At 48.0% G+C, this 24,178-nt stretch carries 38 protein-coding genes; 31 read left to right on the top strand and 7 right to left on the bottom strand.

The features are described from left to right. The first annotated feature begins 25 nt into the window (after positions 1-25). The 31 genes from rplV (at position 26) to bshB1 (ending at position 20,022) form a co-directional block, all read left to right on the top strand. Positions 26-418 (top strand): 50S ribosomal protein L22, encoded by a 393-nt coding sequence (gene rplV / locus K384_RS05205; protein ID WP_038030128.1) that lies wholly within the window; start codon positions 26-28, stop codon positions 416-418. A 3-nt stretch (positions 419-421) separates the two neighbouring features. Continuing rightward, the gene (rpsC, locus tag K384_RS05200) at positions 422-1,156 is read left to right on the top strand and encodes a 30S ribosomal protein S3 (protein ID WP_038030126.1); all 735 of its coding nucleotides are present in this window, start codon (positions 422-424) and stop codon (positions 1,154-1,156) included. Between the two features lie 33 nt (positions 1,157-1,189). Then, positions 1,190-1,609 (top strand): 50S ribosomal protein L16, encoded by a 420-nt coding sequence (gene rplP / locus K384_RS05195; RefSeq protein ID WP_038030124.1) that lies wholly within the window; start codon positions 1,190-1,192, stop codon positions 1,607-1,609. A gap of 19 nt (positions 1,610-1,628) precedes the next feature. Further along, entirely contained in the window at positions 1,629-1,841 is a 213-nt protein-coding gene (gene rpmC, locus K384_RS05190) for a 50S ribosomal protein L29 (RefSeq protein WP_038030122.1), read from the top strand. 5 nt (positions 1,842-1,846) lie between these two features. After that, complete coding sequence (gene rpsQ / locus K384_RS05185) at positions 1,847-2,116, top strand: 30S ribosomal protein S17 (RefSeq protein WP_038030119.1); 270 nt, start codon at positions 1,847-1,849, stop codon at positions 2,114-2,116. Positions 2,117-2,118: 2 nt separating this feature from the next. After that, positions 2,119-2,487, top strand: a complete 369-nt coding sequence (gene rplN / locus K384_RS05180; protein WP_038030116.1) for a 50S ribosomal protein L14 — start codon at positions 2,119-2,121, stop codon at positions 2,485-2,487. 2 nt (positions 2,488-2,489) lie between these two features. After that, on the top strand, positions 2,490-2,831 hold the full coding sequence (gene rplX / locus K384_RS05175; RefSeq protein WP_038030114.1) for a 50S ribosomal protein L24: 342 nt from the start codon (positions 2,490-2,492) through the stop codon (positions 2,829-2,831). 1 nt (position 2,832) lies between these two features. Beyond that, positions 2,833-3,408, top strand: coding sequence for a 50S ribosomal protein L5 (gene rplE / locus K384_RS05170; protein WP_038030113.1), 576 nt, complete (start codon positions 2,833-2,835; stop codon positions 3,406-3,408). 8 nt (positions 3,409-3,416) lie between these two features. After that, entirely contained in the window at positions 3,417-3,686 is a 270-nt protein-coding gene (gene rpsN / locus K384_RS05165; protein ID WP_038030112.1) for a 30S ribosomal protein S14, read from the top strand. 80 nt (positions 3,687-3,766) lie between these two features. Next, positions 3,767-4,165, top strand: coding sequence for a 30S ribosomal protein S8 (gene rpsH / locus K384_RS05160; protein WP_038030111.1), 399 nt, complete (start codon positions 3,767-3,769; stop codon positions 4,163-4,165). 21 nt (positions 4,166-4,186) lie between these two features. After that, positions 4,187-4,744, top strand: coding sequence for a 50S ribosomal protein L6 (gene rplF, locus K384_RS05155; RefSeq protein ID WP_038030110.1), 558 nt, complete (start codon positions 4,187-4,189; stop codon positions 4,742-4,744). 5 nt (positions 4,745-4,749) lie between these two features. Continuing rightward, positions 4,750-5,109, top strand: a complete 360-nt coding sequence (gene rplR, locus K384_RS05150; protein WP_038030109.1) for a 50S ribosomal protein L18 — start codon at positions 4,750-4,752, stop codon at positions 5,107-5,109. Between the two features lie 22 nt (positions 5,110-5,131). Beyond that, entirely contained in the window at positions 5,132-5,644 is a 513-nt protein-coding gene (rpsE, locus tag K384_RS05145; protein ID WP_038030108.1) for a 30S ribosomal protein S5, read from the top strand. Between the two features lie 5 nt (positions 5,645-5,649). Beyond that, positions 5,650-5,832, top strand: a complete 183-nt coding sequence (rpmD, locus tag K384_RS05140; protein ID WP_038030106.1) for a 50S ribosomal protein L30 — start codon at positions 5,650-5,652, stop codon at positions 5,830-5,832. A gap of 45 nt (positions 5,833-5,877) precedes the next feature. Continuing rightward, positions 5,878-6,330 (top strand): 50S ribosomal protein L15, encoded by a 453-nt coding sequence (gene rplO / locus K384_RS05135; RefSeq protein ID WP_038030104.1) that lies wholly within the window; start codon positions 5,878-5,880, stop codon positions 6,328-6,330. Positions 6,331-6,332: 2 nt separating this feature from the next. Continuing rightward, positions 6,333-7,658 carry a preprotein translocase subunit SecY gene (gene secY, locus K384_RS05130; RefSeq protein WP_038030102.1) on the top strand — a complete coding sequence of 442 codons (1,326 nt, stop codon included), beginning with the start codon at positions 6,333-6,335 and terminating at the stop codon, positions 7,656-7,658. Positions 7,659-7,662: 4 nt separating this feature from the next. Beyond that, positions 7,663-8,460 carry a type I methionyl aminopeptidase gene (map, locus tag K384_RS05125; RefSeq protein WP_038030251.1) on the top strand — a complete coding sequence of 266 codons (798 nt, stop codon included), beginning with the start codon at positions 7,663-7,665 and terminating at the stop codon, positions 8,458-8,460. Then, entirely contained in the window at positions 8,438-8,659 is a 222-nt protein-coding gene (infA, locus tag K384_RS05120; protein ID WP_038030100.1) for a translation initiation factor IF-1, read from the top strand. The genes map and infA overlap by 23 nt, the downstream gene beginning before the upstream one ends. A gap of 19 nt (positions 8,660-8,678) precedes the next feature. Then, complete coding sequence (ykgO, locus tag K384_RS13650; protein WP_038030098.1) at positions 8,679-8,795, top strand: type B 50S ribosomal protein L36; 117 nt, start codon at positions 8,679-8,681, stop codon at positions 8,793-8,795. A 3-nt stretch (positions 8,796-8,798) separates the two neighbouring features. Beyond that, positions 8,799-9,176, top strand: a complete 378-nt coding sequence (rpsM, locus tag K384_RS05110) for a 30S ribosomal protein S13 (RefSeq protein WP_038030097.1) — start codon at positions 8,799-8,801, stop codon at positions 9,174-9,176. A 38-nt stretch (positions 9,177-9,214) separates the two neighbouring features. Beyond that, on the top strand, positions 9,215-9,595 hold the full coding sequence (rpsK, locus tag K384_RS05105; protein WP_038030096.1) for a 30S ribosomal protein S11: 381 nt from the start codon (positions 9,215-9,217) through the stop codon (positions 9,593-9,595). A gap of 15 nt (positions 9,596-9,610) precedes the next feature. Further along, complete coding sequence (gene rpsD, locus K384_RS05100) at positions 9,611-10,216, top strand: 30S ribosomal protein S4 (protein ID WP_038030093.1); 606 nt, start codon at positions 9,611-9,613, stop codon at positions 10,214-10,216. Between the two features lie 178 nt (positions 10,217-10,394). Then, positions 10,395-11,384, top strand: a complete 990-nt coding sequence (locus K384_RS05095) for a DNA-directed RNA polymerase subunit alpha (RefSeq protein WP_038030092.1) — start codon at positions 10,395-10,397, stop codon at positions 11,382-11,384. 34 nt (positions 11,385-11,418) lie between these two features. Beyond that, entirely contained in the window at positions 11,419-11,943 is a 525-nt protein-coding gene (gene rplQ, locus K384_RS05090) for a 50S ribosomal protein L17 (RefSeq protein ID WP_038030090.1), read from the top strand. 135 nt (positions 11,944-12,078) lie between these two features. Continuing rightward, positions 12,079-13,200: a glutamine-hydrolyzing carbamoyl-phosphate synthase small subunit gene (carA, locus tag K384_RS05085; RefSeq protein WP_038030088.1), complete on the top strand. Its 1,122-nt coding sequence runs from the start codon at positions 12,079-12,081 to the stop codon at positions 13,198-13,200. Positions 13,201-13,342: 142 nt separating this feature from the next. Continuing rightward, positions 13,343-13,612, top strand: coding sequence for a 30S ribosomal protein S15 (gene rpsO / locus K384_RS05080; protein ID WP_038030086.1), 270 nt, complete (start codon positions 13,343-13,345; stop codon positions 13,610-13,612). Positions 13,613-13,752: 140 nt separating this feature from the next. Continuing rightward, on the top strand, positions 13,753-15,939 hold the full coding sequence (gene pnp, locus K384_RS05075) for a polyribonucleotide nucleotidyltransferase (RefSeq protein WP_051633134.1): 2,187 nt from the start codon (positions 13,753-13,755) through the stop codon (positions 15,937-15,939). 203 nt (positions 15,940-16,142) lie between these two features. Further along, positions 16,143-17,006, top strand: coding sequence for a sigma-70 family RNA polymerase sigma factor (locus tag K384_RS05070; protein ID WP_038030084.1), 864 nt, complete (start codon positions 16,143-16,145; stop codon positions 17,004-17,006). Between the two features lie 127 nt (positions 17,007-17,133). Beyond that, the gene (gene trxB, locus K384_RS05065) at positions 17,134-18,084 is read left to right on the top strand and encodes a thioredoxin-disulfide reductase (protein ID WP_038030083.1); all 951 of its coding nucleotides are present in this window, start codon (positions 17,134-17,136) and stop codon (positions 18,082-18,084) included. Positions 18,085-18,238: 154 nt separating this feature from the next. Beyond that, positions 18,239-19,255 carry a peptidoglycan DD-metalloendopeptidase family protein gene (locus K384_RS05060; protein WP_038030081.1) on the top strand — a complete coding sequence of 339 codons (1,017 nt, stop codon included), beginning with the start codon at positions 18,239-18,241 and terminating at the stop codon, positions 19,253-19,255. An 11-nt stretch (positions 19,256-19,266) separates the two neighbouring features. Further along, positions 19,267-20,022, top strand: a complete 756-nt coding sequence (gene bshB1 / locus K384_RS05055; RefSeq protein ID WP_038030079.1) for a bacillithiol biosynthesis deacetylase BshB1 — start codon at positions 19,267-19,269, stop codon at positions 20,020-20,022. Here the strand turns inward: bshB1 and dapA are convergent. From dapA to K384_RS05020, 7 genes are all read right to left on the bottom strand, one after another. Beyond that, the gene (gene dapA, locus K384_RS05050; protein WP_038030077.1) at positions 20,002-20,883 is read right to left on the bottom strand and encodes a 4-hydroxy-tetrahydrodipicolinate synthase; all 882 of its coding nucleotides are present in this window, start codon (positions 20,881-20,883) and stop codon (positions 20,002-20,004) included. The genes bshB1 and dapA overlap by 21 nt on opposite strands. A 95-nt stretch (positions 20,884-20,978) precedes the next feature. Continuing rightward, positions 20,979-21,521, bottom strand: a complete 543-nt coding sequence (gene atpH / locus K384_RS05045; RefSeq protein ID WP_038030076.1) for an ATP synthase F1 subunit delta — start codon at positions 21,519-21,521, stop codon at positions 20,979-20,981. A gap of 1 nt (position 21,522) precedes the next feature. Next, complete coding sequence (locus tag K384_RS05040; RefSeq protein WP_038030074.1) at positions 21,523-22,017, bottom strand: F0F1 ATP synthase subunit B; 495 nt, start codon at positions 22,015-22,017, stop codon at positions 21,523-21,525. Between the two features lie 119 nt (positions 22,018-22,136). Further along, positions 22,137-22,385 (bottom strand): ATP synthase F0 subunit C, encoded by a 249-nt coding sequence (atpE, locus tag K384_RS05035; RefSeq protein ID WP_038030073.1) that lies wholly within the window; start codon positions 22,383-22,385, stop codon positions 22,137-22,139. A 49-nt stretch (positions 22,386-22,434) separates the two neighbouring features. Next, a complete protein-coding gene (gene atpB, locus K384_RS05030) occupies positions 22,435-23,559 on the bottom strand; it encodes a F0F1 ATP synthase subunit A (RefSeq protein ID WP_071837447.1) in 1,125 nt (374 codons plus the stop codon). 15 nt (positions 23,560-23,574) lie between these two features. After that, positions 23,575-23,949, bottom strand: a complete 375-nt coding sequence (locus K384_RS05025) for a hypothetical protein (protein ID WP_038030071.1) — start codon at positions 23,947-23,949, stop codon at positions 23,575-23,577. Continuing rightward, positions 23,946-24,173 (bottom strand): AtpZ/AtpI family protein, encoded by a 228-nt coding sequence (locus K384_RS05020; protein ID WP_157630063.1) that lies wholly within the window; start codon positions 24,171-24,173, stop codon positions 23,946-23,948. Before K384_RS05020 ends, K384_RS05025 begins: the two co-directional genes overlap by 4 nt. Positions 24,174-24,178 lie beyond the last annotated feature (5 nt).

Genomic DNA, 24,178 nt, shown 5'->3' with positions numbered 1-24,178 from the left:
CCTATTACTCGGAAAAGAATTGACTATGGAAGCAATCGCAAAACTGAAAAACGAACCTTCCTCGCCTCGCAAGATGCGTTTGGTGGCTGACCTCATCAGAGGAATGGAGGTGACTCATGCCTTGGCTGTGCTCAAATACAGCCCCAAGCATGCCGCACGCAGACTCGAAAAACTCTTGTTGTCAGCCATCGCCAACTGGGAACAAAAATACCCCGAGGCTGATATCGAAGAAGCCGGCCTGTATGTAAAAGAAATCCGTGTAGATGGCGGGCGCATCCTCAAGCGTCTCAGACCGGCTCCGCAAGGACGTGCTTACCGTATCCGTAAGCGTTCAAATCATGTAACTATTGTAGTGGCTGCACGCGAACAAGCCCAAGACAGCCCTGCAGAAGAGGTAAACAACGAAACTGAAGCATAAAACATGGGACAAAAGGTTAATCCAATAGGCTTACGACTCGGTATCGTAAAAGGTTGGGAGTCCAACTGGTACGCCGATAAACGCGACTTCAAGGATAAATTATACGAAGACTATCAGATCCGTCAATACATCGAAGCGCGTGTGCCCAAAGGTGGCATTTCGAAGATTGTGATCGAGCGCACGCTCAAGCGTGTAACCATCACTATCCATACTGCCCGCCCCGGTGTTATCATCGGTAAAGGAGGTGCAGAAGTAGATAAGCTGCGCGAAGAACTGAAAAAACTGACCGGTAAAGAAATCCAACTCAACATCTTCGAAATCAAACGCCCTGAGTTGGATGCCCGCCTGGTGGCCGAATCCATCGCACAGCAGCTGCGTGCGCGTGTATCTTACCGCCGTGCCATGAAGCAGGCCATCGAAGCCGCCATGCGTGTGGGTGCCGAAGGTATCAAAATCCGTCTCTCCGGTCGTTTGGGTGGTGCCGAAATGGCGCGCAGCGAAGAATATAAAGACGGACGTGTGCCTTTGCATACCCTCCGTGCCGATATCGACTATGCCCTTGCCGAAGCTTTGACCACCTACGGTATCATTGGTGTGAAAGTGTGGATATTCAAAGGCGAGGTGTACGAAAAACCCGACTTCTACAACTTGGACGAAGACAAGAAGCAGCGTAGAAGAGGTGGAAGAGCCGGTGACGGACGTGCGCGTCGTCCTCGTAGAAGAAAGCGCAACAACTAAGCGACGGATTACTCGAATTAAAACGAAAGAATCATGTTACAGCCTAAAAGAACTATATATAGAAAGCAGCAGAAAGGGCGCACCAAAGGAGTCGCTACGCGCGGTTTCAACATCGACTTTGGCGACTTCGCTATCAAAGCCCTTGAGCCCGGATGGATCACCGCCCGCCAAATAGAAGCGGCTCGTATTGCCATGACCCGTGCCATGAAGCGTGAAGGTCGCGTTTGGATTCGCATCTTCCCCGACAAGCCCATCACCAAAAAGCCCGCAGAGGTGCGTATGGGTAAGGGGAAAGGTAACCCCGAATACTGGGTAGCTCCTGTGAAAGCCGGAACTATCTTGTTCGAAATTGATGGCGTAAAACCCGAGCTGGCACAAGAAGCTTTGCGCTTAGCAGCTCAGAAGCTGCCTATCCGTACCAAGTTCGTCGTACGCCGTGATTATGTAGGTTAATTCTAAAAGAGCAAGTATTATGAAAATGCAAGAAATACGGGCATTGAGCACAGAAGAGCTGCAAGCTAAGCTGAAAGAGGAAAAGCGCAACCTTCAAAAACTGCGCTTTGCCAACGCTGTCTCGCCTATAGAGAACCCCATGAGAATCCGTGAAACCAAAAAGCTCATCGCGCGCATCCTGACCGAACTGCGTGCACGCGAATTGGGCATCGCACCTTCAAAAGCTGAATAAGACCTATGGAAACAACAAAAGTCGTAAGAAATAGACGCAAAGAACGTGTGGGCAAAGTCGTATCCAACAAAATGGATAAATCGATTGTGGTAGCCGTTGAGCGTAAAGTAAAACACCCTATCTACGGTAAGTTCATGCTCAAGACTACCAAATTTATGGCCCACGACGAGAAAAACGAGTGCGGCATCGGCGATACCGTGCGCATCATGGAATGCCGCCCCTTGAGCAAAAGAAAACGCTGGAGATTAGTTGAAATCATTGAAAAGGCTAAGTAATCATGATAAGACAAGAGTCAAGACTCAAAGTAGCCGATAATACCGGTGCCAAAGAAGTACTGTGCATTCGTGTATTGGGTGGTAGCGGCAAAAAATATGCTACCGTAGGCGACCAAATCGTGGTCACCGTAAAATCAGCCACCCCCAACGGTACCGCCAAAAAAGGTATGGTATCCAGAGCGGTGATTGTACGCACCAAAAAAGAAGTACGTCGCAAAGACGGATCTTATATTCGCTTCGAAGACAACGCCGTAGTATTGCTCAACAACCAAGGGGAAATGCGCGGTACCCGTATCTTCGGACCCGTAGCACGCGAACTGCGTGAAAAGCAATTCATGAAAATCGTTTCATTGGCTCCTGAAGTACTGTAATTATGGAAAGAAAATACAATAAGCAACCTAAGCTCAACATCAAAACCGGCGACCAAGTAAAAGTGATTGCCGGTGACGAGCGCGGTAAAACAGGTGTGGTAAAACAAGTGCTCCGCAAAGAGCAGCGTGTGATTGTGGAAGGGCTCAACATCGTGAAAAAACACGTGAAACCGTCGGCACAAAACCCCCAAGGCGGTATCATTGAAATGGAAGCCCCCATCCACATCAGCAATGTGATGCTGATTGACCCCAAAACCGGGGAACCTACCCGTGTAGGTCGTCGTCGTGACGAAAACGGTAAGTTGAGAAGATATTCAAAGAAAACTAACGAATTCATAGACTAAGATGGGAAATAAAGTTGCAAATTACACGCCCAACTTGAAGAAGCACTACAAAGAACAAGTAGTGCCCGCACTGATGAAGAAATTCAACTACAAATCAGTGATGCAAGCTCCCCGTTTGGTGAAAATCGTCATCAACAAGGGGATAGGGGCCGCTGTAGCCGACAAAAAACTCATAGACCAAGGCATAGAAGAGTTGACGGCTATCACCGGGCAGCGCGCAGTGCCCACCATTGCCAAAAAATCGGTATCAAACTTTAAACTGCGCGAAGGCATGCCTATTGGTGCCAAAGTGACCTTGCGTGGCGACCGCATGTATGAGTTCCTCGAGCGTTTGATTATGGTGGCTCTGCCCCGTGTGCGTGACTTCGAGGGCGTGAACGACCGTGGCTTCGATGGACGCGGCAACTACACCCTGGGTGTAAAAGAGCAGATTATCTTCCCTGAGATTAGCATCGACAAGGTGAACAAAATCTCAGGTATGGATGTCACCTTCGTGACTACTGCCGAAACCGACGAGGAAGCTTACGAACTCCTCAAAGAATTAGGAATGCCTTTCGCAAACGCTCACAAAAAATAAGATAGACTATGGCAAGAGAAGCAATAAAAGCCAGAGAACGAAAAAGAGAAAAGATGGTAGCGCGCTATGCTGAAAAACGCAAGCGCCTGAAAGAAGAAGGTAACTGGGAAGCACTCGACAAGCTGCCGCGCAACTCTTCTCCGGTACGCCTTCACAACCGTTGTTCTATTACCGGACGCCCCCGCGGATATATGCGTAAATTCGGCCTTTGCCGTAACATGTTCCGCAAATTGGCTTCAGAAGGTAAAATACCCGGAGTAACCAAAGCCAGTTGGTAATCCAATGATTTATTGGATTTTTCAATGGCATTTCATATATTTGCAAGCCAATTTTGAAAAAAGAGAAAAACGCAAGCAATATGCATACCGATCCAATTGCCGATTACCTAACGCGTATTCGTAACGCGGTACGTGCAGGGCACCGCATCGTGGAAATACCTGCTTCGAACCTGAAGAAGGAAATCACCAAGGTGCTCTTCGATAAAGGCTATATCTTGAATTATAAATTCGACGATAGCACCCCGCAAGGCACCATCAAAATAGCCTTGAAATATCACCCGATGACCAAAGAACCGGCTATCGTGGATATCAAGCGCATCAGTAAACCCGGTTTGCGCAAGTATGCCAAAGCATCGGAGCTGCCGCGTGTATTGAACGGCTTAGGAATTGCCATCCTTTCTACTTCGAAAGGTGTAATGTCTGACAAAGAAGCACGCAAACTCAATGTAGGTGGCGAAGTGCTTTGCTACGTGTACTAATCTCAAATGTAAAGAAAGAAGATGTCAAGAATAGGCAAAAAACCAATCGCAATACCTGACAAGGTGACTGTTACCGTTTCGCCTGAAAACGTAGTCACCATTAAGGGACCCAAAGGAGAGCTGTCGCAGCAGGTGAACCCTGCCATCACCGTAGAGGTGGTGGACAACACCATCGTGCTCAAGCGCCCCGATGACAGCAAGCAAATGCGCGCCTACCATGGCTTGTACCGCTCGCTCCTGAACAACATGGTGATAGGAGTAACCGAAGGCTACAAAAAAGAAATGGAACTGGTGGGGGTAGGTTATCGCGCCACCGTCAATGGCAATGTTATTGAGTTGGCTTTGGGTTATTCGCACCCCATTTTCTTTGTGTTGCCTCCCGAAGTGAAAGCAACGGCAACAGCCGAAAAAGGGAAAAACCCCACGCTTACTCTCGAAAGCATCGACAAACAACTGTTGGGGCATGTAGCTGCCAAAATACGCTCCTTCCGTAAGCCGGAGCCTTACAAAGGAAAAGGTATTCGTTTTGTGGGTGAACAAATTAGAAGAAAAGCAGGTAAAGCTGCAGCTAAAAAATAATCATTATGGCTACAAAAGAGCAACTTAAGAAAATAGAGCGTCGAGCACGCATCAAAAAAGGCTTGCGCAAACGTATCCGTGGTACTGCCGAGCGCCCGCGCTTGTGCGTCTTCCGTTCCAACAGACGTATTTACGCACAAATCATCAACGATGAGCAAGGCGTTACCTTGGCAGCCGCCTCTTCTTATGACCTCAAAAGCGACTCCTTGAACGTAGAGGTAGCAAAGCAAGTAGGTAAACTGATAGCAGAGCGTGCCGTAGCCAACGGCATTAAGAAAGTGGTTTTTGACCGCAACGGCTACCTGTACCACGGGCGTGTGAAAGCCTTGGCTGAAGGTGCTCGTGAAGGAGGTTTGGAATTCTAACCTAAAACAGATAGAAAGGACAATGGCTAATAAAAAAACTATACGTATAAGCAACGATGACCTTAAGCATCGCGTGGTGGCTATCAAACGCGTTGCCAAGGTGGTAAAAGGTGGTCGTCGTTTCAGCTTTGCTGCTATCGTAGTGGTAGGTAACGAAAACGGCATTGTAGGTTACGGCTTGGGTAAAGCCTCGGAAGTAACCGATGCCATCACCAAAGGCATAGAAGATGCCAAGAAAAACCTCATCGAAGTACCGGTGATTAAAGGTACCATCCCGCACGATGTGTATGGCAAATACGACGGCAGCCGCGTGATGCTGCGCCCTGCTTCCGACGGTACCGGGGTTATTGCCGGTGGTGCCATGCGTGCCGTGCTCGAAAGTGCCGGTATTCACAATGTATTGGCTAAATCGTTGGGTTCTACTAACCCGCACAACGCCATCAAGGCTACCTTCGATGCCTTGTTGAAGCTGCGTGCTCCTCATGTGGTAGCTATGCACCGTGGCGTAACTTTGGACAAAGTATTTAACGGATAAAAGAAATGGCAAGAGTTAAAATCAAACAAGTAAAAAGCTTGATTAACCGCCCCAAAAAACAGCGCCAAACCATCGAAGCGCTGGGGTTAGGTAAAATCAACAAAACTGTTGAGCACGAATTGAACCCTGCCATTGAAGGAATGATTCGTAAAGTGGCTCATCTTATCGAAGTAGAACATTTGTCTTAATATCGTTTTTAGCGTTCAGCGAAAGCGAGTTAAACAGAAAAAAATATGAAATTACACACTCTAAAACCTGCAAAGGGCGCTATCAAAAAAAGAAAGCGCATCGGACGTGGTCCCGGCTCCGGACGTGGCGGAACCTCTACCCGCGGACACAAAGGACATAAGTCCCGCTCAGGCTATTCTCAAAAACTGAGCTTCGAAGGCGGACAAATGCCCCTTCAGCGCCGTGTGCCCAAGTTTGGCTTCAAAAACCCCTTCCGTGTAGAATACAAGCCCATCAACTTGGACACCCTGCAATCGTTGGCTGAAACCTACAACCTCGACTCCATCGATATCAATACGCTGAGAGAGCACGGCTTGGCTTCCAAGAAAGACTTGGTGAAAATCTTGGGACGTGGCGAACTGAAAGCCAAGCTGAACGTAACAGCTCATGCTTTCTCTGCTTCGGCAAAAGCCGCTATCGAAAATTTAGGTGGAACAGCTACGCTTATTGAATCATAATCATGAAGAAGCTTATCAATACATTTAAGGATATATTCTCTATCCCCGAACTTAAGCGGCGCATCATCAACACCATCTTGTTGTTGATGGTGTTCCGTTTAGGTTCTTATGTGGTGTTACCCGGGATAGACCCCACCAAGCTACAGTCCTCTTTTGACGACATCCGGGGGCTGCTCGATACTTTCTTGGGTGGGGCTTTCGGGCGTGCCTCCATCTTTGCGTTGGGTATTATGCCCTACATCTCTGCTTCTATTGTGGTGCAGCTGCTCACTGTGGCACTGCCCGAATTCCAAAAGATGCAGCGCAAAGAAGGGGAAGCGGGACGCAAAAAGCTGACCCGCATCACACGCCTGCTGACCATCGCCATCACCCTGGTGCAGTCTTTTGCTTTCTTGGCTACTATCAATAGCGACGCACTGGTGGTGAGCCGTTCATTCTTTACCTTCTCTTCTGTTATCTTGCTGACAACCGGCACCATCTTCTGTATGTGGCTGGGTGAACGCATCACAGAGCGGGGGATTGGCAACGGTATATCCCTGCTTATCATGATTGGTATCATCTCGCGCTTCCCCCAAGCCATCTATCAAGAGATAGAAACTTCATTGGTGGGTGTTGGTGGCGAGCTGAAACTGCTCTTGGAAGCAGTAGTGTTGATTTTGGTCGTGATGGGCATTGTCATGCTTACACAAGCCGTACGTAATGTGCCGGTGCAGTATGCCAAACAAGTGGTGGGCAACAAAGTGTGGGGCGGACGCCGCCAAATGCTGCCTTTGCGTCTCAATGCCGCAGGGGTGATGCCTATCATCTTTGCGCAGTCGTTGATGTTCCTGCCTGCCATGCTTGCCGGTTTGTTTGCAAGCCCCGATAGCGACTTGGCTGTTACCATAGGTATGTTTTCGAATCCTTTCACCTGGCAATACAACCTGGTGTTTGGTATTCTGATCATCCTGTTCACTTTCTTCTATACAGCCATCACCATTGACCCGCGTCAGATAGCAGAAGACCTGAAAAGAAGTGGCGGTTTTATTCCCGGTGTAAAACCCGGTGAACCCACCGCTCATTATATCGACAGCATCTTGTCAAAAATCACTTTGCCGGGCTCTATCTTCCTGGCTATCGTAGCCATCATTCCTGCCATCGTGCAGTATTTTGGTGTATCAAGTGATTTTGCACAGTTCTATGGCGGCACCTCACTTTTGATTATGGTGGGTGTGGTAGCCGACACCGTGCAACAGGTAGATGCTTACTTGATTCAAAAACGTTACGAATCGCTGATGAAAAGCGGGCAAATAAGCTCGCCCGTTGGCGGTACAATAGATGTGGCATAGCACTATGATTTACTTAAAAACAGAAGAAGAAATAGAGTTGATGCGTCAGAGTGCGCAAATCCTGGCAAAAGCACATGCCGAAGTAGCCAAGCATGTGAAAGCCGGGGTTACTACAGCGCAACTCGATGCCATCGCCGAAGCCTTCATCCGTGATCATGGTGCTATCCCTTCGTTTAAAAACTATAATGGATTCCCTGCATCTCTTTGCATTTCGGTAAACGAGCAAGTGGTGCATGGCATCCCCGGCAACTACACCCTGAAAGATGGAGACATCGTCTCTATTGATTGTGGGGTGTTTAAAAACGGCTTCCATAGCGACAGTGCCTATACCTACGCCGTAGGTGAGGTGAGTGAGGAAGTCAAACGCCTGTTACAAGTAACCAAAGAAGCCCTTTACAAAGGCATAGAACAAGCCGTAGAGGGCAACCGCATTGGAGATATAGGCTTTGCCATTCAGCACTATGCACAAGCCCATGGCTTCTCCATAGTGCGTCAGTTGGTAGGACATGGCATCGGACGTTCCTTGCATGAAGAACCCGAAGTGCCCAATTACGGCAAAAGAGGCAAAGGCATCAAGCTGAAAGAAGGTATGGTCTTGGCTATCGAGCCCATGGTCAATATGGGCAAACACCACATCGTGGAAGAAGGCGATGGCTGGACCATCCGCACAGCTGACCGCTTGCCCTCGGCTCACTATGAGCATACGGTGGTCGTCAGAAAAGGAAAAGCAGAGCCATTGACTACCTTTGAATACATAGAACAAATCATAAATCAAAACCATGGCGAAACAACCATCCATTGAATTAGACGGAGTAGTTACTGAAGCCCTTTCCAATGCCATGTTCCGTGTGCAGTTGGAAAACGGGCACGAGGTGATTGCTCATATCTCCGGCAAAATGCGCATGAACTATATTAAAATTCTACCCGGCGATAAGGTCAAGCTCGAAATGTCGCCTTATGACCTGACCAAAGGTAGAATTGTGTATCGTTACAAATCATAAGGTCTTAAACGAACGAGTTATGAAAGTAAGAGCTTCGGTAAAAAAACGCAGTGCTGATTGCAAAATCGTTCGCCGCAAAGGGCGCGTATATGTAATCAACAAAAAGAATCCAAAGTACAAACAAAGACAAGGATAATCTATGGCAAGGATTTTAGGTGTTGACATCCCCGACAACAAACAAGGACGTATTGCGCTCACTTATATCTACGGGATTGGGCGCTCATCTGCCCTCAAGATCTTGGAAAAAGTGGGCGTGGACCCCACCAAAAAGGTGAAGGACTGGACAGACGAAGAGTCTGTAGCCATTCGTAACGAGATTACGAGCAACTACAAAGTAGAAGGTGAGCTAAAATCGGAAGTGCAGCTCAACATCAAACGATTGATGGACATCGGTTGCTACCGTGGGCTGCGCCATCGCAAAGGCTTGCCTGTGCGTGGACAAAGAACCCGCACCAACGCTCGTACTCGTAAAGGTAAACGTAAGACCGTAGCAAACAAGAAGAAAGCTACTAAGTAAGAACTACTGACTCACAGTAGCTATTAAATCGACGAACCATGGCTAAGAAAGATACAAAGAAGAAAGTACACGTAGATGCTGAAGGGCAGGTGCACATCAAAGCCACCTTCAACAACATCATCATCACCATCACCAACAAAAATGGGGAAGTGATTACCTGGGCGTCTGCAGGAAAAATGGGATTCAGAGGATCAAAAAAGAACACCCCATATGCCGCACAAGTGGCTGCTGCAGACTGTGCTAAAAAAGCGTACGACCTTGGCATGCGCAAAGCAGAAGTGTTTGTGAAAGGACCGGGGTCCGGCCGTGAGGCGGCTATCCGTACCATCTATAATTCCGGTATCGAAGTTACTTCTATCAAAGACGTAACTCCGCTTCCGCACAACGGTTGTCGTCCCCCCAAACGTAGAAGAGTCTAAAACTGATAAAGAATTATGGCAAGATATAGAGGACCCAGAGCTAAAATCGGAAGAAAATTCGGTGAGGCTATCTTAGGCGCAGCCAAGTACGTACAAAAGAAAAACTATCCTCCCGGACAACACGGGCGTAACCGTCGCCGCAAGCAGTCGGAATATGCCGTGCAGTTGGCTGCCAAGCAAAAGGCTAAATACATCTACGGCTTGACCGAGCGTCAGTTCCGTAACCTGTTCGAAAAAGCATCACGCAAGCAAGGGGTAACCGGTGAAATCCTTTTGCAATTGCTCGAAGCCCGCTTGGACAACGTGGTGTATCGTTTGGGCATTGCCCCCTCGCGCCGTGCTGCACGTCAGCTGGTATTGCACAAGCATATCCTCGTAAACGGCGAGGTGGTTAACATACCTTCCTATACGCTGCGCCCCGGCGATCAAGTAGCCGTTCGTGAAAAATCGAAATCGCTGGAATTGATTACCGACAGCTTGGCTAAGTCAAGCGTATCGCGCTACAGCTGGCTCGAGTGGGACAAAGCTTCTATGACCGGTAAGTTCATGAACCTGCCGGCTCGTGAAGAAATCCCCGAGAACATACAAGAGCAGCTCATCGTAGAATTGTACTCTAAATAATAAAACCCTTTCTTTGTGCTGTAGAACCCGTAGGCTCCGGCTTATGGGTTTGCAGCACAAAATATTGTATATTTGCATTGTCAACAGTGCGCTTTTGTCTTTGTGGCAAAAGACCAAGCCCTTGATGAAAGGGCACCTGTTTATTTGGCAGCGTAAACCCTAATAAAACACATACGTTATGTCTATTTTAACCTTTCAAATGCCCGAAAAAGTAGTGGTTGAAAAATCCGACGACTTTGTCGGTCTTTTCGAATTCAAACCACTCGAACCCGGGTATGGAGTAACGATTGGGAATGCACTGCGTCGTGTGCTCCTTTCTTCATTAGAGGGCTATGCCATTAAAGCGGTGCGCATCCCCGGCGTGCTTCACGAGTTCTCTCCTATTGAAGGGGTTGTGCAAGACATGGTAGGCATTGTGTTGAACCTCAAGAAAGTACGCTTTAAGCGCATCGGTGAAGAAACAGAAGAGCACGTAACCATCAAAATCAAAGGTAAAGAAGCCTTTAAAGCCGGAGATATTACCGAGGTATCTTCTAACTTTCAAGTATTGAACCCCGACTTGGTGATTTGTGAGCTTGACCCGGGCAAAGAGCTGACCGTGGACCTCATCATCACCAAAGGGCGTGGCTATGTGCCTGCCGAAGAGCATGACTTGGGCGAGCGCTCCGTAGATTACATTGCCGTCGATTCTATCTTTACTCCTATACGCAATGTAAAATACCAGGTAGAAAACACCCGTGTAGAACAAAAAACTGACTACGAAAAGCTCTTGCTGGAAGTGGAGACCGATGGTTCCATCCATCCCGAAGAGGCTTTGAAAGGCGCCGCTCATATCTTGATTCAGCATTTCATGCTCTTCTCAGACCAAACCATGACCTTCGAGGCAGTGCAAGAAGAAGAAGCTGCCGTGGTGGATGAGGAAGTATTGCGCATGCGCAAACTGCTCAAAACCCCGCTTTCTGAGCTCGACCTCTCGGTGCGTGCCTACAACTGTCTCCGCTCGGCAAACATCAAAACCCTCGGAGACCTGGTGCGCCTCGAAATTTCCGATATGATGAAATTCCGCAATTTCGGTAAAAAATCATTGACCGAAATTGAAGAGCTTATCTCTTCTAAGGGGCTTACCTTTGGTATGGATGTATCTAAATATCGATTAGACGAAGACTAATTTGCCGTGAGGCAATACTTTAAACCGAAAAGCAATGAGACACGGAAAAAAAGTAAATCATTTGGGGCGGACTGCTTCGCATCGCAAAGCGATGTTGGCAAACATGGCTACTTCGCTCATCTTACATAAGCGTATCAAGACGACCGTAGCCAAAGCCAAGGCTTTGAAAAAATATGTAGAGCCGTTGATTACCCGCGCTAAGGCAGAAAACAACACCACCATCGAAAGATCAACACACAACCGCCGTGTGGTGTTTTCTTACCTGCGCAACAAGGAAGGTGTGAAAGAGCTCTTTAGCACCGTAGCCGAAAAAGTAGGCGATCGTCCTGGCGGATATACCCGCATCATTAAACTGGGGCAGCGCTATGGCGACGCCGCCGAAATGTGCCTGATTGAGCTGGTTGACTTCAACGAAACCCTCTTGCAAGAGAGCTCTGCCAAGAAGAAACGCACGCGTCGTAAAAGCAAAAAAACGACCGAAGCAGCTGCCGAGGTAGAAACCAAAGAAACAAAAGAAGAAGCCGCCGGCAACAATGAGGCAAGCTCAGAAGAAGAATAAAAACACCTTCTTTTTTCATACTCAGCATAGAGGCAAGAAATTGCATCTAAGCGAAGGAATAGCATTTGCTATTCCTTTTTTTTATACCCTTTTTGTATTCACCGCTTTTTTCAATTTCCAAACTCCCATTCAACAATGAAAAACAGAGCGCTTGAGCACCCGGCTATTCTGCTTCTTGAAGATGGAACCCTGTGGCGTGGCTATGCCGTAGGCAAAATAGGCACTACCACCGGGGAGATATGCTTTAATACCGGCATGACCGGCTATCAAGAGATTTATACGGACCCCTCTTACTACGGGCAAATCATTGTAAATACAACGGCTCATATCGGTAACTATGGAGTGATTGCCGAAGACGAGGAATCGGCCGCACCACAAATCAGCGGCATGGTGTGCAATGCCTTTTCCGAGTTCTATTCGCGCAAATTGGCAGATGCCGGCTTGCAGGAATACCTCGAAAAACATGGTGTGGTAGCCATTGCCGGCGTAGATACCCGTGCGCTGGTTACACACATACGCCATAAAGGTGCCATGAATGCCATCATTTCATCCGAAGAGTTCGACATAGAAAAGCTAAAGCAATACCTTGCCGAAACACCTTCCATGAAAGGCTTGGAATTGTCTTCCAAGGTAACCACTCCAAGCCCTTACTTTGTAGGCGAAGGAAATACAGGTCCCAAGATAGCAGCCTTGGACTTGGGCGTAAAACGCAACATACTGCGGCATTTAGAAAAAAGAGGGGCAGTAGTGCAGGTGTTTCCTGCCAAAACATCTTTTGAAGAAATAGAAGCCTGGCACCCCGATGCCTATTTCATCTCCAATGGACCCGGCGACCCTGCGGCCATGCCTTATGCAGTGGCTACCGTGCAAAAGATGCTTGAAACGGGCAAGCCTCTTTTCGGCATTTGCTTGGGGCATCAAATCTTGGCTTTGGCCAGCGGTATAGGCACCCACAAAATGCACAATGGACACAGAGGGCTTAACCACCCCGTGAAAAACCTGATAACCGGGCGCTGTGAAGTGACCTCCCAAAATCATGGCTTTGGCGTCAATCGTGAGGATATAGAGAAAAGCAAAATAGTGGAAATTACGCATGTCAACCTGAATGACGGCAGCATAGAAGGCATTCGCCGCAAGGACTGCCCTGCCTTCTCCGTGCAGTACCACCCCGAAGCCTCGCCCGGTCCGCATGATGCCACCTATCTCTTCGATGAGTTTATGAACCTGATAAAAAATGGCGTTTTGTATGCCTCATAAGACACCTTGCTCGTGAGGCAAAGGAAGGCTTGCTTGTCCTCTTCGCAAAAAAGCATAGCTATAAATTTGATATTCAAATAAAAAGTCTTAATATTGCATTCTGTTTAAAACAGAGGGTATATCAATTAAAATTGATAAAAGCATGTACTTGACGAGCGAAAAGAAGCAAGAATTATTTGAAAAGTATGGCAAAGGGAAGAACGACACCGGTTCTCCCGAAGCGCAAATCGCTTTATTAACTTACCGGATCAACCACTTGACTGAACACTTGAAAATCCACAAGAAGGACTTTTCTACTCGTTTGGGGTTGCTTCGTATGGTAGGTCAGCGTAAGCGCCTGCTTGAGTATTTGAAAAAGAAGGACTTAGAGCGTTACCGTAGCCTGATTGCAGAATTAGGTATTCGTAAGTAAGCTACAAAACAGTCATTTAATCAAGGGAATTCCATGTGAATTCCCTTGATTTTTCATATCTTATGCACCTGTTCAAACGAATACCCTCTGCTTTGTTGCAGTGCATTTCAACAATGAAAGATTAAAAGAATTAAAGAACTATGATGAATCAAGCTGTCGTCCATACGATTACGCTACGCGACGGACGAGAAATAACCATTGAAACCGGCAAGCTGGCTCGCCAAGCCGACGGAGCCGCAGTAGTGCGCATGGGCAAAACCATGCTGCTGGCTACGGTTGTCTCTGCCAAAGAAATTAAAGAAGACGCTGCCTTTTTCCCCCTCTCTGTTGACTATCAAGAAAAATTTGCAGCTGCCGGACGCATTCCCGGTGGTTTTCTTAAAAGAGAAGGGCGCCTGTCCGATTACGAAGTGCTCATTAGCCGGCTGGTGGACCGCGCCTTGCGCCCCATGTTCCCCGAAGGATACCTGGCAGAAACACAAATCAATATTTACTTGATTTCGGCAGATACTGAAATTCTGCCCGATGCCTTGGCCGGCTTGGCTGCCGGTGCTGCTTTGGCCGTTTCTGACATTCCTTTCAATGGACCCATTGCCGAAGTGCGTGTGGCAAAAATTGACGGCCAACTGCAAGTAAACCCCTTGGCTTCTGACTTAGAGCGTGCTACGCTGGATATCATCGTGGGGGGCTCGGCCGAAAGTATCGTGATGGTGGAAGGCGAAATGAGCGAAGTGAGTGAGGACGAACTGCTCGAAGCTTTGGCTTTTGCCCATGAGGAAATAAAGAACTTGTGTGCCGGCCTGAATGAGCTGACCAAGAAAGTAGGCAAGGAGGAAAAACGCCCCTTTACACCTCCGGCAGGAGACGAGGAGCTGCGCAAGCAACTATGGGATGCCTACTATGAGCGCATGTATGCAGTAGCCAAAAGCGCCATTCAAAATAAACATGAGCGTAAAGAGGCATTTAAAGCCATCAAAGAAGAATACCTCAACAGCCTTCCCGAAGACACTACCGTGGATGTAAACCTCGCAAGCAAATACTTCGATGAAATGCAGCGTATGGCTTGCCGGAACCTTGCTTTGGATGAAGGCATACGCTTGGATGGCCGCAAACCTACCGACATCCGCCCCATCTGGTGCGAAGTGGATTATTTGCCTGCGGTGCACGGTTCGGCAGTGTTTACCCGTGGTGAGACGCAGTCGTTGACTACCGTTACACTGGGCAATAAGCTGGATGAAAAAATCATCGATGGCGCCATCATCACAGGGGTAGATAAGTTCATGCTGCATTACAACTTCCCTGCCTTTTCTACCGGCGAAATCAAGCCCAACCGTGGTCCCAGCCGTCGTGAAATAGGACATGGTAACCTTGCGCAGCGTGCTTTGAAAGCAGTGATGCCCGATGAAGAAGAATATCCCTATGTAGTACGTGTGGTATCCGATATTTTAGAGTCCAATGGCTCTTCCTCTATGGCTACGGTTTGCGCCGGCTCTTTGGCTTTGATGGATGCCGGGGTGCCCGTGCGTGCTGCAGTCTCGGGCATTGCCATGGGCATGATTTCTGACGAAGAAACCGGCCGCTATGTGGTGCTCTCCGACATCCTGGGCGATGAAGACCACTTGGGCGACATGGACTTTAAAGTAGCCGGTACTTCTGCCGGTATCACAGCCGTGCAGATGGATATTAAAGTGAAAAGCCTTGACTTTGAAGTATTGCGCAAAGCTTTGCACCAAGCAAAAGAAGGGCGCTTGCATATATTGAGCATCATGAATGAGGTTATCAGCGAGCCCCGCCCCGAATTGAAGCCGCATGCCCCGCGTGTAGCTACCCTTACCATTGATCGGGACATGATTGGCGCCGTGATTGGACCCGGCGGAAAAGTGGTGCAAGAAATTCAGCGCAATACCGGTGCTACCGTAGTGCTGGAAGATAAAGGCGAATTTGGTGTGGTCAACATCTTTGCTTCCGACAAAGAAGCAATGGATGCAGCCATTGAAGCCGTGCGCAATATCATTGCCGTGCCCGAAGTAGGCGAGACCTACACCGGTGTGGTCAAAGAAGTATTGCCCTTTGGTGCGGTAGTGGAGTTTATGCCCGGAAAGCAAGGTTTGTTGCACATCTCTGAAATCAAATGGGAGCGTGTAGAAAACATAGAGGACGTAATTGAACCCGGTGAGGAGGTGATGGTGCAGCTTATCGAAGTAGATGAACGTACGGGCAAATACCGTCTGTCGCGCAAGGTTTTGCTGCCGAAGCCCGAGGGCTACAAAGAGCGTCCCAAGAATAAAAACAACAACAACCGTCGCTCCGGAGGACGCCGCTCATAAAAAAACAGCTTTGAAAGCAGAACTTTCTGATAGTGAGTTGCGTTCTACTAAAGCAATGGCAGGAAAACATATGTATTTAGTCAAATAAGCGAACATTTTACTCAACAAGGCTTTGGAGCTTCATCTTTTTGAACTCATAAAGCCTTGTTTTCGTTTGTCTTAATGCGATTAGAACTTCATCAAAAACTAAAATAAAAAGCCGGATGAGACAGCTGAAAATTAGCAAGCAAATTACCAATCGTGAAAGCCAGTCGTTAGACAAGTACTTGCAGGAAATCGGCAAGGTGGACCTGCTTACGCCTGAAGAGGAAGTAGAGCTTGCTAAACGAATCCGTGAGGGGGACCAGTTGGCACTGGAAAAACTCACTAAGGCGAACTTGCGTTTCGTCGTGTCGGTGGCAAAACAGTACCAAAACCAAGGGCTTTCGCTGGGCGACCTGATTAACGAAGGCAACTTGGGACTTATTAAAGCCGCGCAGCGCTTCGACGAAACCCGTGGCTTTAAGTTCATCTCTTATGCCGTATGGTGGATCCGCCAATCTATATTGCAGGCTTTGGCAGAACAATCACGTATTGTGCGCTTGCCTTTGAACCGTGTGGGCTCACTCAACAAAATATCGAAGACCTACTCAGAGCTGGAACAGCGCTACGAGCGTGAACCCTCGCCCGAGGAGCTGGCAGAAGAACTGGAGGTATCACCCGATGAAGTAATAGACACCCTGAAAATCTCGGGGCGCCATGTGTCGGTAGATGCCCCCTTTGTGCAAGGCGAAGAAAACAGCCTGCTCGATGTGTTGGAAAACGACTCGGAAGAGTCGCCCGATACCGGCTTGGTCAATGAATCACTGCGCCGCGAAATACAGCGCGCACTCTCTACGCTCTCTGAGCGCGAAGCAGATGTGATAACCCTGTACTTTGGACTCAATGGAGAACATCCATTGACTCTTGAAGAAATAGGCGAACGCTTTAACCTGACCCGTGAACGGGTACGTCAAATCAAGGAGAAGGCTATCCGTCGTCTGCGTCATGCATCGCGCAGCAAAGCCTTGAAACCCTATTTAGGTTAATTCCTCCTTTTGAAGCGAAACAATGGCACTGCCGTCTGCAGTGTCATTGTTTTTTTATGCCCGACCTTTTTTGCCTTTTTTTGTGTTATGAAAAAGAGTTTTTCAGACCTTATAAAAAAATAAATCTATGGAACACACCAAATGTCTTATCATCGGTTCGGGACCTGCCGGTTATACTGCCGCTATTTATGCAGCACGTGCAGGTATGAAGCCCGTTTTGTATAAAGGTTCACAGCCCGGCGGTCAGCTGACCATTACTACAGAAGTAGAGAACTATCCGGGTTACCCGGATGGTGTTCAAGGACCACAAATGATGATGGACTTTGAGCGTCAAGCTGCCCGCTTCAATACTGATATACGCACCGGCATGATTGTGGAAGTGCGCCTTAATAAAGAAGGCGGAAAGCACTATGCCAAAGCAGAAGACGGCACTGAGTGGGAAGCCGATACCATCATTATAGCCACGGGTGCCTCTGCCAAGTGGTTGGGACTTGAATCTGAGCAACGTCTCAACGGTAAAGGAGTGTCTGCCTGTGCCGTCTGCGATGGCTTCTTCTTCCGGGGGATGGATGTGGCAGTAGTAGGCGGGGGCGATACCGCTTGTGAAGAAGCAAGCTACTTGTCTAAGATATGCAACAAAGTGTATATGATTGTACGCCGCGATGAAATGCGGGCATCTAAAATCATGCAGCAGCGTGTGTTGAATGCTCCCAATATAGAAATCCTTTGGAATCATGTAACAGAGGAAATCTTGGGAGAACAGGAAGTAGAAGGCGTGCGTTTGCGCAATACCAAAACAGGCGAAACCAAAGAGCTGAAAATTCAAGGCTTCTTTGTAGCCATTGGGCATAAACCTAACACCGATTTATTTACAGGGCAGTTGGAGATGGATGAAGCCGGCTACCTGATTACTGAAAAAGGCAGCACACGCACCAACATACCGGGAGTATTTGCTTGTGGCGATGTGCAGGATAAAATATACCGTCAGGCTGTAACGGCGGCAGGTTCGGGCTGTATGGCAGCCTTGGATGCCGAGCGCTATCTGGCAGAAAAAGAGGTGATGGCAGAAAGCAATTAAACAGCTCTTTTCTCACATACTTGTTGAAAGGAGAGACTGCAATACTGCATCTTTTTAGCTACCTTTGCAGTTGCATGCTCTCCTTCCTTTTTTTGAAAAACAAAAGGAAGAGGTGAGCAAGGTGAAGGAATTTTTTTAAAATAAAAGCAAAAGCATGCTGTTACGTATCGTTTTGTTGCTTTGCCTGGGTATAGGCTTGCAAGGGATGGCGTGGGCTCAGGAGGAACCGGTGAAGCAAGATAAACTGACGGTCAAGCCTCCGGTGAATCAACAGAAAGACTCTTCGGCTGTCCGCAAAGATACAACAACTGCAGGCGATAGCGCCGCGAACAAAGACACTACCTTTGTGCCATCGCGTGCTTTGTCGGTAGTAAGCGAAGACACCAACTCCCTGAAATATGAAGAACCTGCTTTGGTGCAGGTGTCAGAGTTTTTAAAGATAGACTGCGTATGGGTCAAAGCTGCCGAGTACTATTCCATTTGGAGTTCGGAATACATCAATCCCTACAAAATAGACCCTTCTACATTCAAAGATACCATCCCTATCCACTTGTATGACAGTACGCGCCAACACTATTGGTTTCCGCCTTTGGATTCCTATTGGAAAACCTCTTCGTTTGGTTATCGTTGGGGGCGTTTTCATCATGGCACCGATTTAGCCCTGCGCACAGGCGACCCCATTCATGCTACCTTCGACGGAATCGTGCGGATAGCCCGCTACGATAGGGGCTATGGCTATCATGTAGTGTTGCGCCATTACAACGGCTTGGAGACGCTCTATGCCCATATGAGTAAAATCCTTTGCAAGGTGGGGCAAGAGGTGAAGGCGGGCGACGTCATAGGCTTGGGAGGCTCCACCGGGCGAAGCACAGGACCACATTTGCACTTTGAATTCCGTTATGCCGGCAACTCTTTCAATCCCGAAGAAATCTTTGACTTTCACACTGCGCCAAGCCAATCCATAAAAGGCGAATGGTTTTATTTGTTGCCTCAGCACTTCAGGCACTTGGGTGCCACTGTCAGACAGCAGGTGTGGTATGTCGTACGCTCCGGTGATACGCTTAGTCACATTGCGCGTCGTTACGGGGTTTCTGTTTCTTACTTGATGAAAATGAACGGATTGGGACCCCGCAGCATCATACGACCGGGACAGCGCTTGCGCATACGCTAAATAATTTGCTTATGGAGAGCACACAGAAAGTAGATATATTGGTCATTATGGCACACCCCGACGATGCCGAGTTGTCGTGTGCCGGCATCATCGCATCGCAGGTGGCACAGGGCTACCGTGTGGCTATGGCAGACCTCACCGCCGGTGAAATGGGGTCAAGAGGCAACGCTGCTTTGCGCATCCGGGAGGCAGAAGAAGCAGCCCGGATATTGGGAGTAGTGGCAAGGGAGAATCTGCGTTTGGCTGATGCTTTCTTTCGTTTGGACTACATGGCTACCTTGCGCGTTATAGAGCTTATACGCCATTACCGCCCCGACATTGTAATTACCAATGCTCTGCACGACCGCCATCCGGACCACGGAAGGGCTGCACAGCTGGTTAAAGAAGCCTGTTTTTATGCCGGCTTACGACGCATCTCTACTTCCCGGAACGGGCAGGAACAGGAAGCATGGCGCCCTAAGGAAGTATTCCATGTGATACAAGATGAATTTATAGCCCCCACCTTTGTAGTGGATGTAAGTCCTTTTTGGGAAGTTAAAAAACGCGCCATTGCAGCTTTTGCTTCGCAGTTTTATGTGCCCGGAGTTTCTGAAAAGCGAAGCAACGAGCCGGAGACCTACATCTCCACACCTTGGTTTATGGAGCGTATAGAAGCAAGGGGCAAGGAAATGGGGCACTTCATAGGTGCCGATTATGGCGAAGGCTTAGTTGCCACCAAACCCCTTGCCGTATCATCGCTGCCGCTTTTATTGCGTCAAAAGGCTTAGTTTTTTCAGAGTATCTTCTATAGCTTTTGACAAGGACGCAGAAGCAGGTGCCAAAGGCAAGCGCACGTGCTCTTCGCAGATGCCCATATGTTTAAGCACACATTTAATCCCTACGGGGTTCCCTTCTTTGTATAGCAGCTCGTTGATGCCTATCAACTGCCCCAATAGCTGCTTTACCTTGTCTTTTTCGCCTGCAAGGGAAGCATGAACCATATCATTAAAAGAGGCGAAGGCATTTGCCATCACCGATATCACACCTTCGGCACCTACGGCAACCATGGCGGGGGTCAAAAGGTCGTCGCCGGAGAGCAGTAAGAAGCCTTCCGGGCGTTCTACTGCTATCTGCATAATCTGCATCAAATCACCGGAAGCTTCTTTGATTGCTACTATATTGGGATGCTGTGCCAGCCGCAAGGTGGTGGAAGCCTGCAGGTTGCAGCCGGTACGCCCCGGCACGTTGTAGAGAATCACCGGTACGGGGCTGTGTTCTGCCACTTCCGTAAAGTGCCGGTATAAGCCCTCTTGTGAAGGTTTATTGTAATATGGACATACCGACAAGATGGCGCTGACACCACTGAGATCTATCTCTTTCAGCTGTCGTACTACGGCTTGTGTGTTATTGCCACCTATGCCAAATACTACGGGTTTTTGTGCCGGGTGCTGTTTGGCTACCTCTAAGAGTCGTTTTTTTTCTTCGGCAGTGATGGTAGGCGACTCGCCGGTAGTGCCTTGTACTACCCAATAGTCAACGCCTATTTGATGCGTATAATCTAAAAGACGTTCGTAGGCAGCCCAATCGATACTGCCGTCAGCATGCATGGGGGTAACCAGTGCCACGCCAACACCTTGAAGTGCTTTCATAGGGAATGTGTTTTTATGTTGTTTCAAACAAAAAAGCCATATACAACGGGCAGTTGCATATGGCAATTTATTAAAAAAAACGAAGCTTCTAAGACTTAGGCATGGGTAAGCTCCATCTCTATTTGGCGCAGTTTACTACGTACCGATGCATCCAGTTGGGTGTCTTCGATACGCAATACAAAGCCGCCGATTAATTCAGGGTTTACTTGCTCGAACAATCGAACCTGCTTGCTGTTGGACGCCTTCGCCACCAAGCCGGTGAGGCTTGCTTTTAGTTTGTCGTCCAAGCTTACAGCTGATTGCACATATGCCCGCTGAATGCCTTGCTTTTCTTCATAAAGCTTTTCAAAGGCAAGCGCTATTTCATAAAGTATCTTTTCACGGTTGCGCTTCGAGAGTGCCTCCATAAATTTCATGGTAAGCGGGTGCACGTGCTTCTCGAAGATGGCTTTCAGTATGGCCAGTTTTTTATAGCTGTAGATGATAGGGTTATTGAGAATAGCCTCTACCTGCTTGTTTTGCTTGAGGAACTGCTCAACGGCTTCCATGTCATGGTAAACAGCATCCAGCGCGTTGTGTTCCACAGCTAAATCCAGCAGGGCTTGGGCATAGCGTTTGGCGACTCGTTGTGCAGACATCTTAGTTTAGTTTAATATCTTTCAATAACTCTTCGATATAAGCCTTTTGCTTGGCTTCTTCTGAGAGTTGATTTTTAAGAATACGTTCGGCTACTTGTACAGAAAGCGTAGCTATTTGAGCTTTGATTTCGCTCAATGCCGCATTTTTCTCTGATTCAATGATGCGGCGGGCATCTTCAATCATGCGGTTAGCTTCTTTCTTGGCGTTTTCTTTTGCTTCATCCACCAACTGACGGGCAGTCTCTTGTGCTTTTTTCAGGATTTGGTCTTTTTCAATACGTGCTTCTTGAAGCAGCTTTTCGTTCTCGGCAGAGATACGCTGCATCTCTTCGCGTGCTTTTTCGGCAGCAGCCAAGGCGTGAGTGATTTCCTCTTCACGCTTCTTGATGCCTTGTAAGATGGGCTTCCATGCATATTTGGTAAGCAGGAATACCACCAAGAGGAAAGTGACGAGCTGCCAGAAAAACAAACCGAGTTCAGGGGTAAGCAGTTGCATAGTTCGTTTGTGTTTTAAATGGTAATCAGGGTATATCTAAAATCTGTTAGACTAAGCAAGAAAGGAGGCAAAGCCCCTGCCGCCAAGCGCGGTTCAGGGAGCTTTGCCATACCTGATAATTAGGAAAGTGCCAGCAACAAGCACACTACTGCACCAAAGAGGGCTACACCCTCGATAAGAGCAGCAGAAATAATCATAGCGGTTTGCACCTTAGCTCCGGCTTCGGGCTGACGTGCAATGGCGTCCATAGCTTGACCACCAATGCGACCGATACCCAAACCGGCGCCCAAGGCTACTACACCGGCACCCAAGCCGGCGCCCAAACCTACCAGACCTTCCAACAAGAATACAATCAGAGTTGCTAACATAGTTTTTATTGTTTAAGTGAATGAAAGCCTTTGTTTTAGTTTTATGGCATTAAGCCGTTACAGCCACCTCTTCTTTTATTTCTGCCTGTGCGGGCTTCTCTGCATGATTGGCTTCTTCATGTGCAGGGTGGTGCGCTTCGTGCTCTTCGTGGTGATGCTCTTCTACGGCTTGCCCGATAAAGAGGGCACTAAGCAGCGTAAATACGAATGCCTGAATAAACGCCACCAGCAATTCCAAGCCATTGATAAAGAGGGCAAAGCCCACACTGATAGGCGCTACGGCAAAGCTTTTGAATATGAAGATAAGAGAAAGGAGGCTCAAGATAACGATATGGCCGGCGGTAATGTTGGCAAACAAACGGATAGCCAAGGCAAAGGGTTTGGTGAAAATACCTACTATCTCAATGGGAATCATGATAGGGTAGAGCCAAGTAGGCACCGGGGGCGCAAATATGTGTCCCCAGTAGTTTTTGTTGCCATTGAAAAGAATCATCATCAAAGTGAAGCCGGCAAGAGTGGCGGTGATGGTGATGTTGCCGGTGAGGTTGGCAGCGCCCGGCAACAAGCCAAGCAGGTTGTTTATCCAGATGTAGAAAAAGACGGTCAGCAAGTAAGGCATGAAGCGCTCGTACTTGTCTTTGCCGATGGCAGGAACGGCAATCTCATCGCGTACGAAGAGAATCACCGGCTCTACAAGCCCGGCAAGTCCTTTGGGCGCTTGCGGCTTGTCTGTTTGGTAAGACTTTGCCACCTTTCCAAAGATAATAAAGAGCAGCACCACGCTCAAGAACATGGAGGCTACGTTCTTGGTAATAGAAAAATCATAGACCGCAGCTTCTTCGTGACCGGCTAATTTGATATGGTCATGCTCTATAATATAAGTGTTTTTTCCTCTTTCCAGCATAATGCCTTCTTCGGTAACTTTCCCATGATGGAACTCACTCGACAGAAACACGTCTAAACCATTGGGGGTATATAAGATAACAGGCAAAGGGATGCTTACGTGTGTGTCGCCAATGGAGAAGAGGTGCCATTCATGAGAGTTGCTTAAGTGGTGGAAGATGGTCTCACCTGCATTGAACTCTTCTTCTTCCGGTTGCGGATTGGCATAGGCAGACAGCTGCAAGCCCAACAAAGCAATGAAAATCAGAAGTATAGCCTTGATTGATTTCATGGTTTATCCGTATATTTAAGAATCGGCTCGCAAGTTAGTCAATAGATGGTAAATTTCAAATCCAACGAATAGAAAGTATAAGACAAAGAAGAGGACTACGAAGTGGAAGGGCCGGCTGACACCTTGCCACAGAAAAATGCCTATGAAAGCAAGCGACAAGAACATGCGCAAGGTGAGACTGGTGAAAAAGGCTTTTTGTAAAGTATGGGGGTCGTTTTCTTTTACGCCTAAGCTGTGTAAAAGAGCGCTAAGCAGTGAAATAGCCAATATAAAAATCAAAATCCACCATTTTTCGGCAGGTAACCAGCTCCATTGATAGTGCTCGCCCAGCAGGAAAAAGGCGGCAGCAAAAAGACTTAATGCCAGAGAAGTTTTCCACGATTGTTTCATGAGTCTTGGGATAGGTTTTTTATCAGAGAGATGATAGAACCAACGATTCCTATCAGCACAAAGATAATGGTAAATACCGGGAACTCCCATGAGAGCTTCCGGTCTATTTGCATACCTATCCACAAAAAGATGCCTATGGTTGCCAGCATTTGAATGCCCAAGCCACTATAGCGCATATAATCGTGCAGTGGCTTGGAGCGGGGTTTTTTTTCGTTCTTTGACAAAGCGT

Source organism: Thermonema rossianum DSM 10300 (genome assembly GCF_000426825.1).
Taxonomy (GTDB): domain Bacteria; phylum Bacteroidota; class Bacteroidia; order Cytophagales; family Thermonemataceae; genus Thermonema; species Thermonema rossianum.
This window is presented reverse-complemented; position numbering and strand designations above follow the sequence as displayed.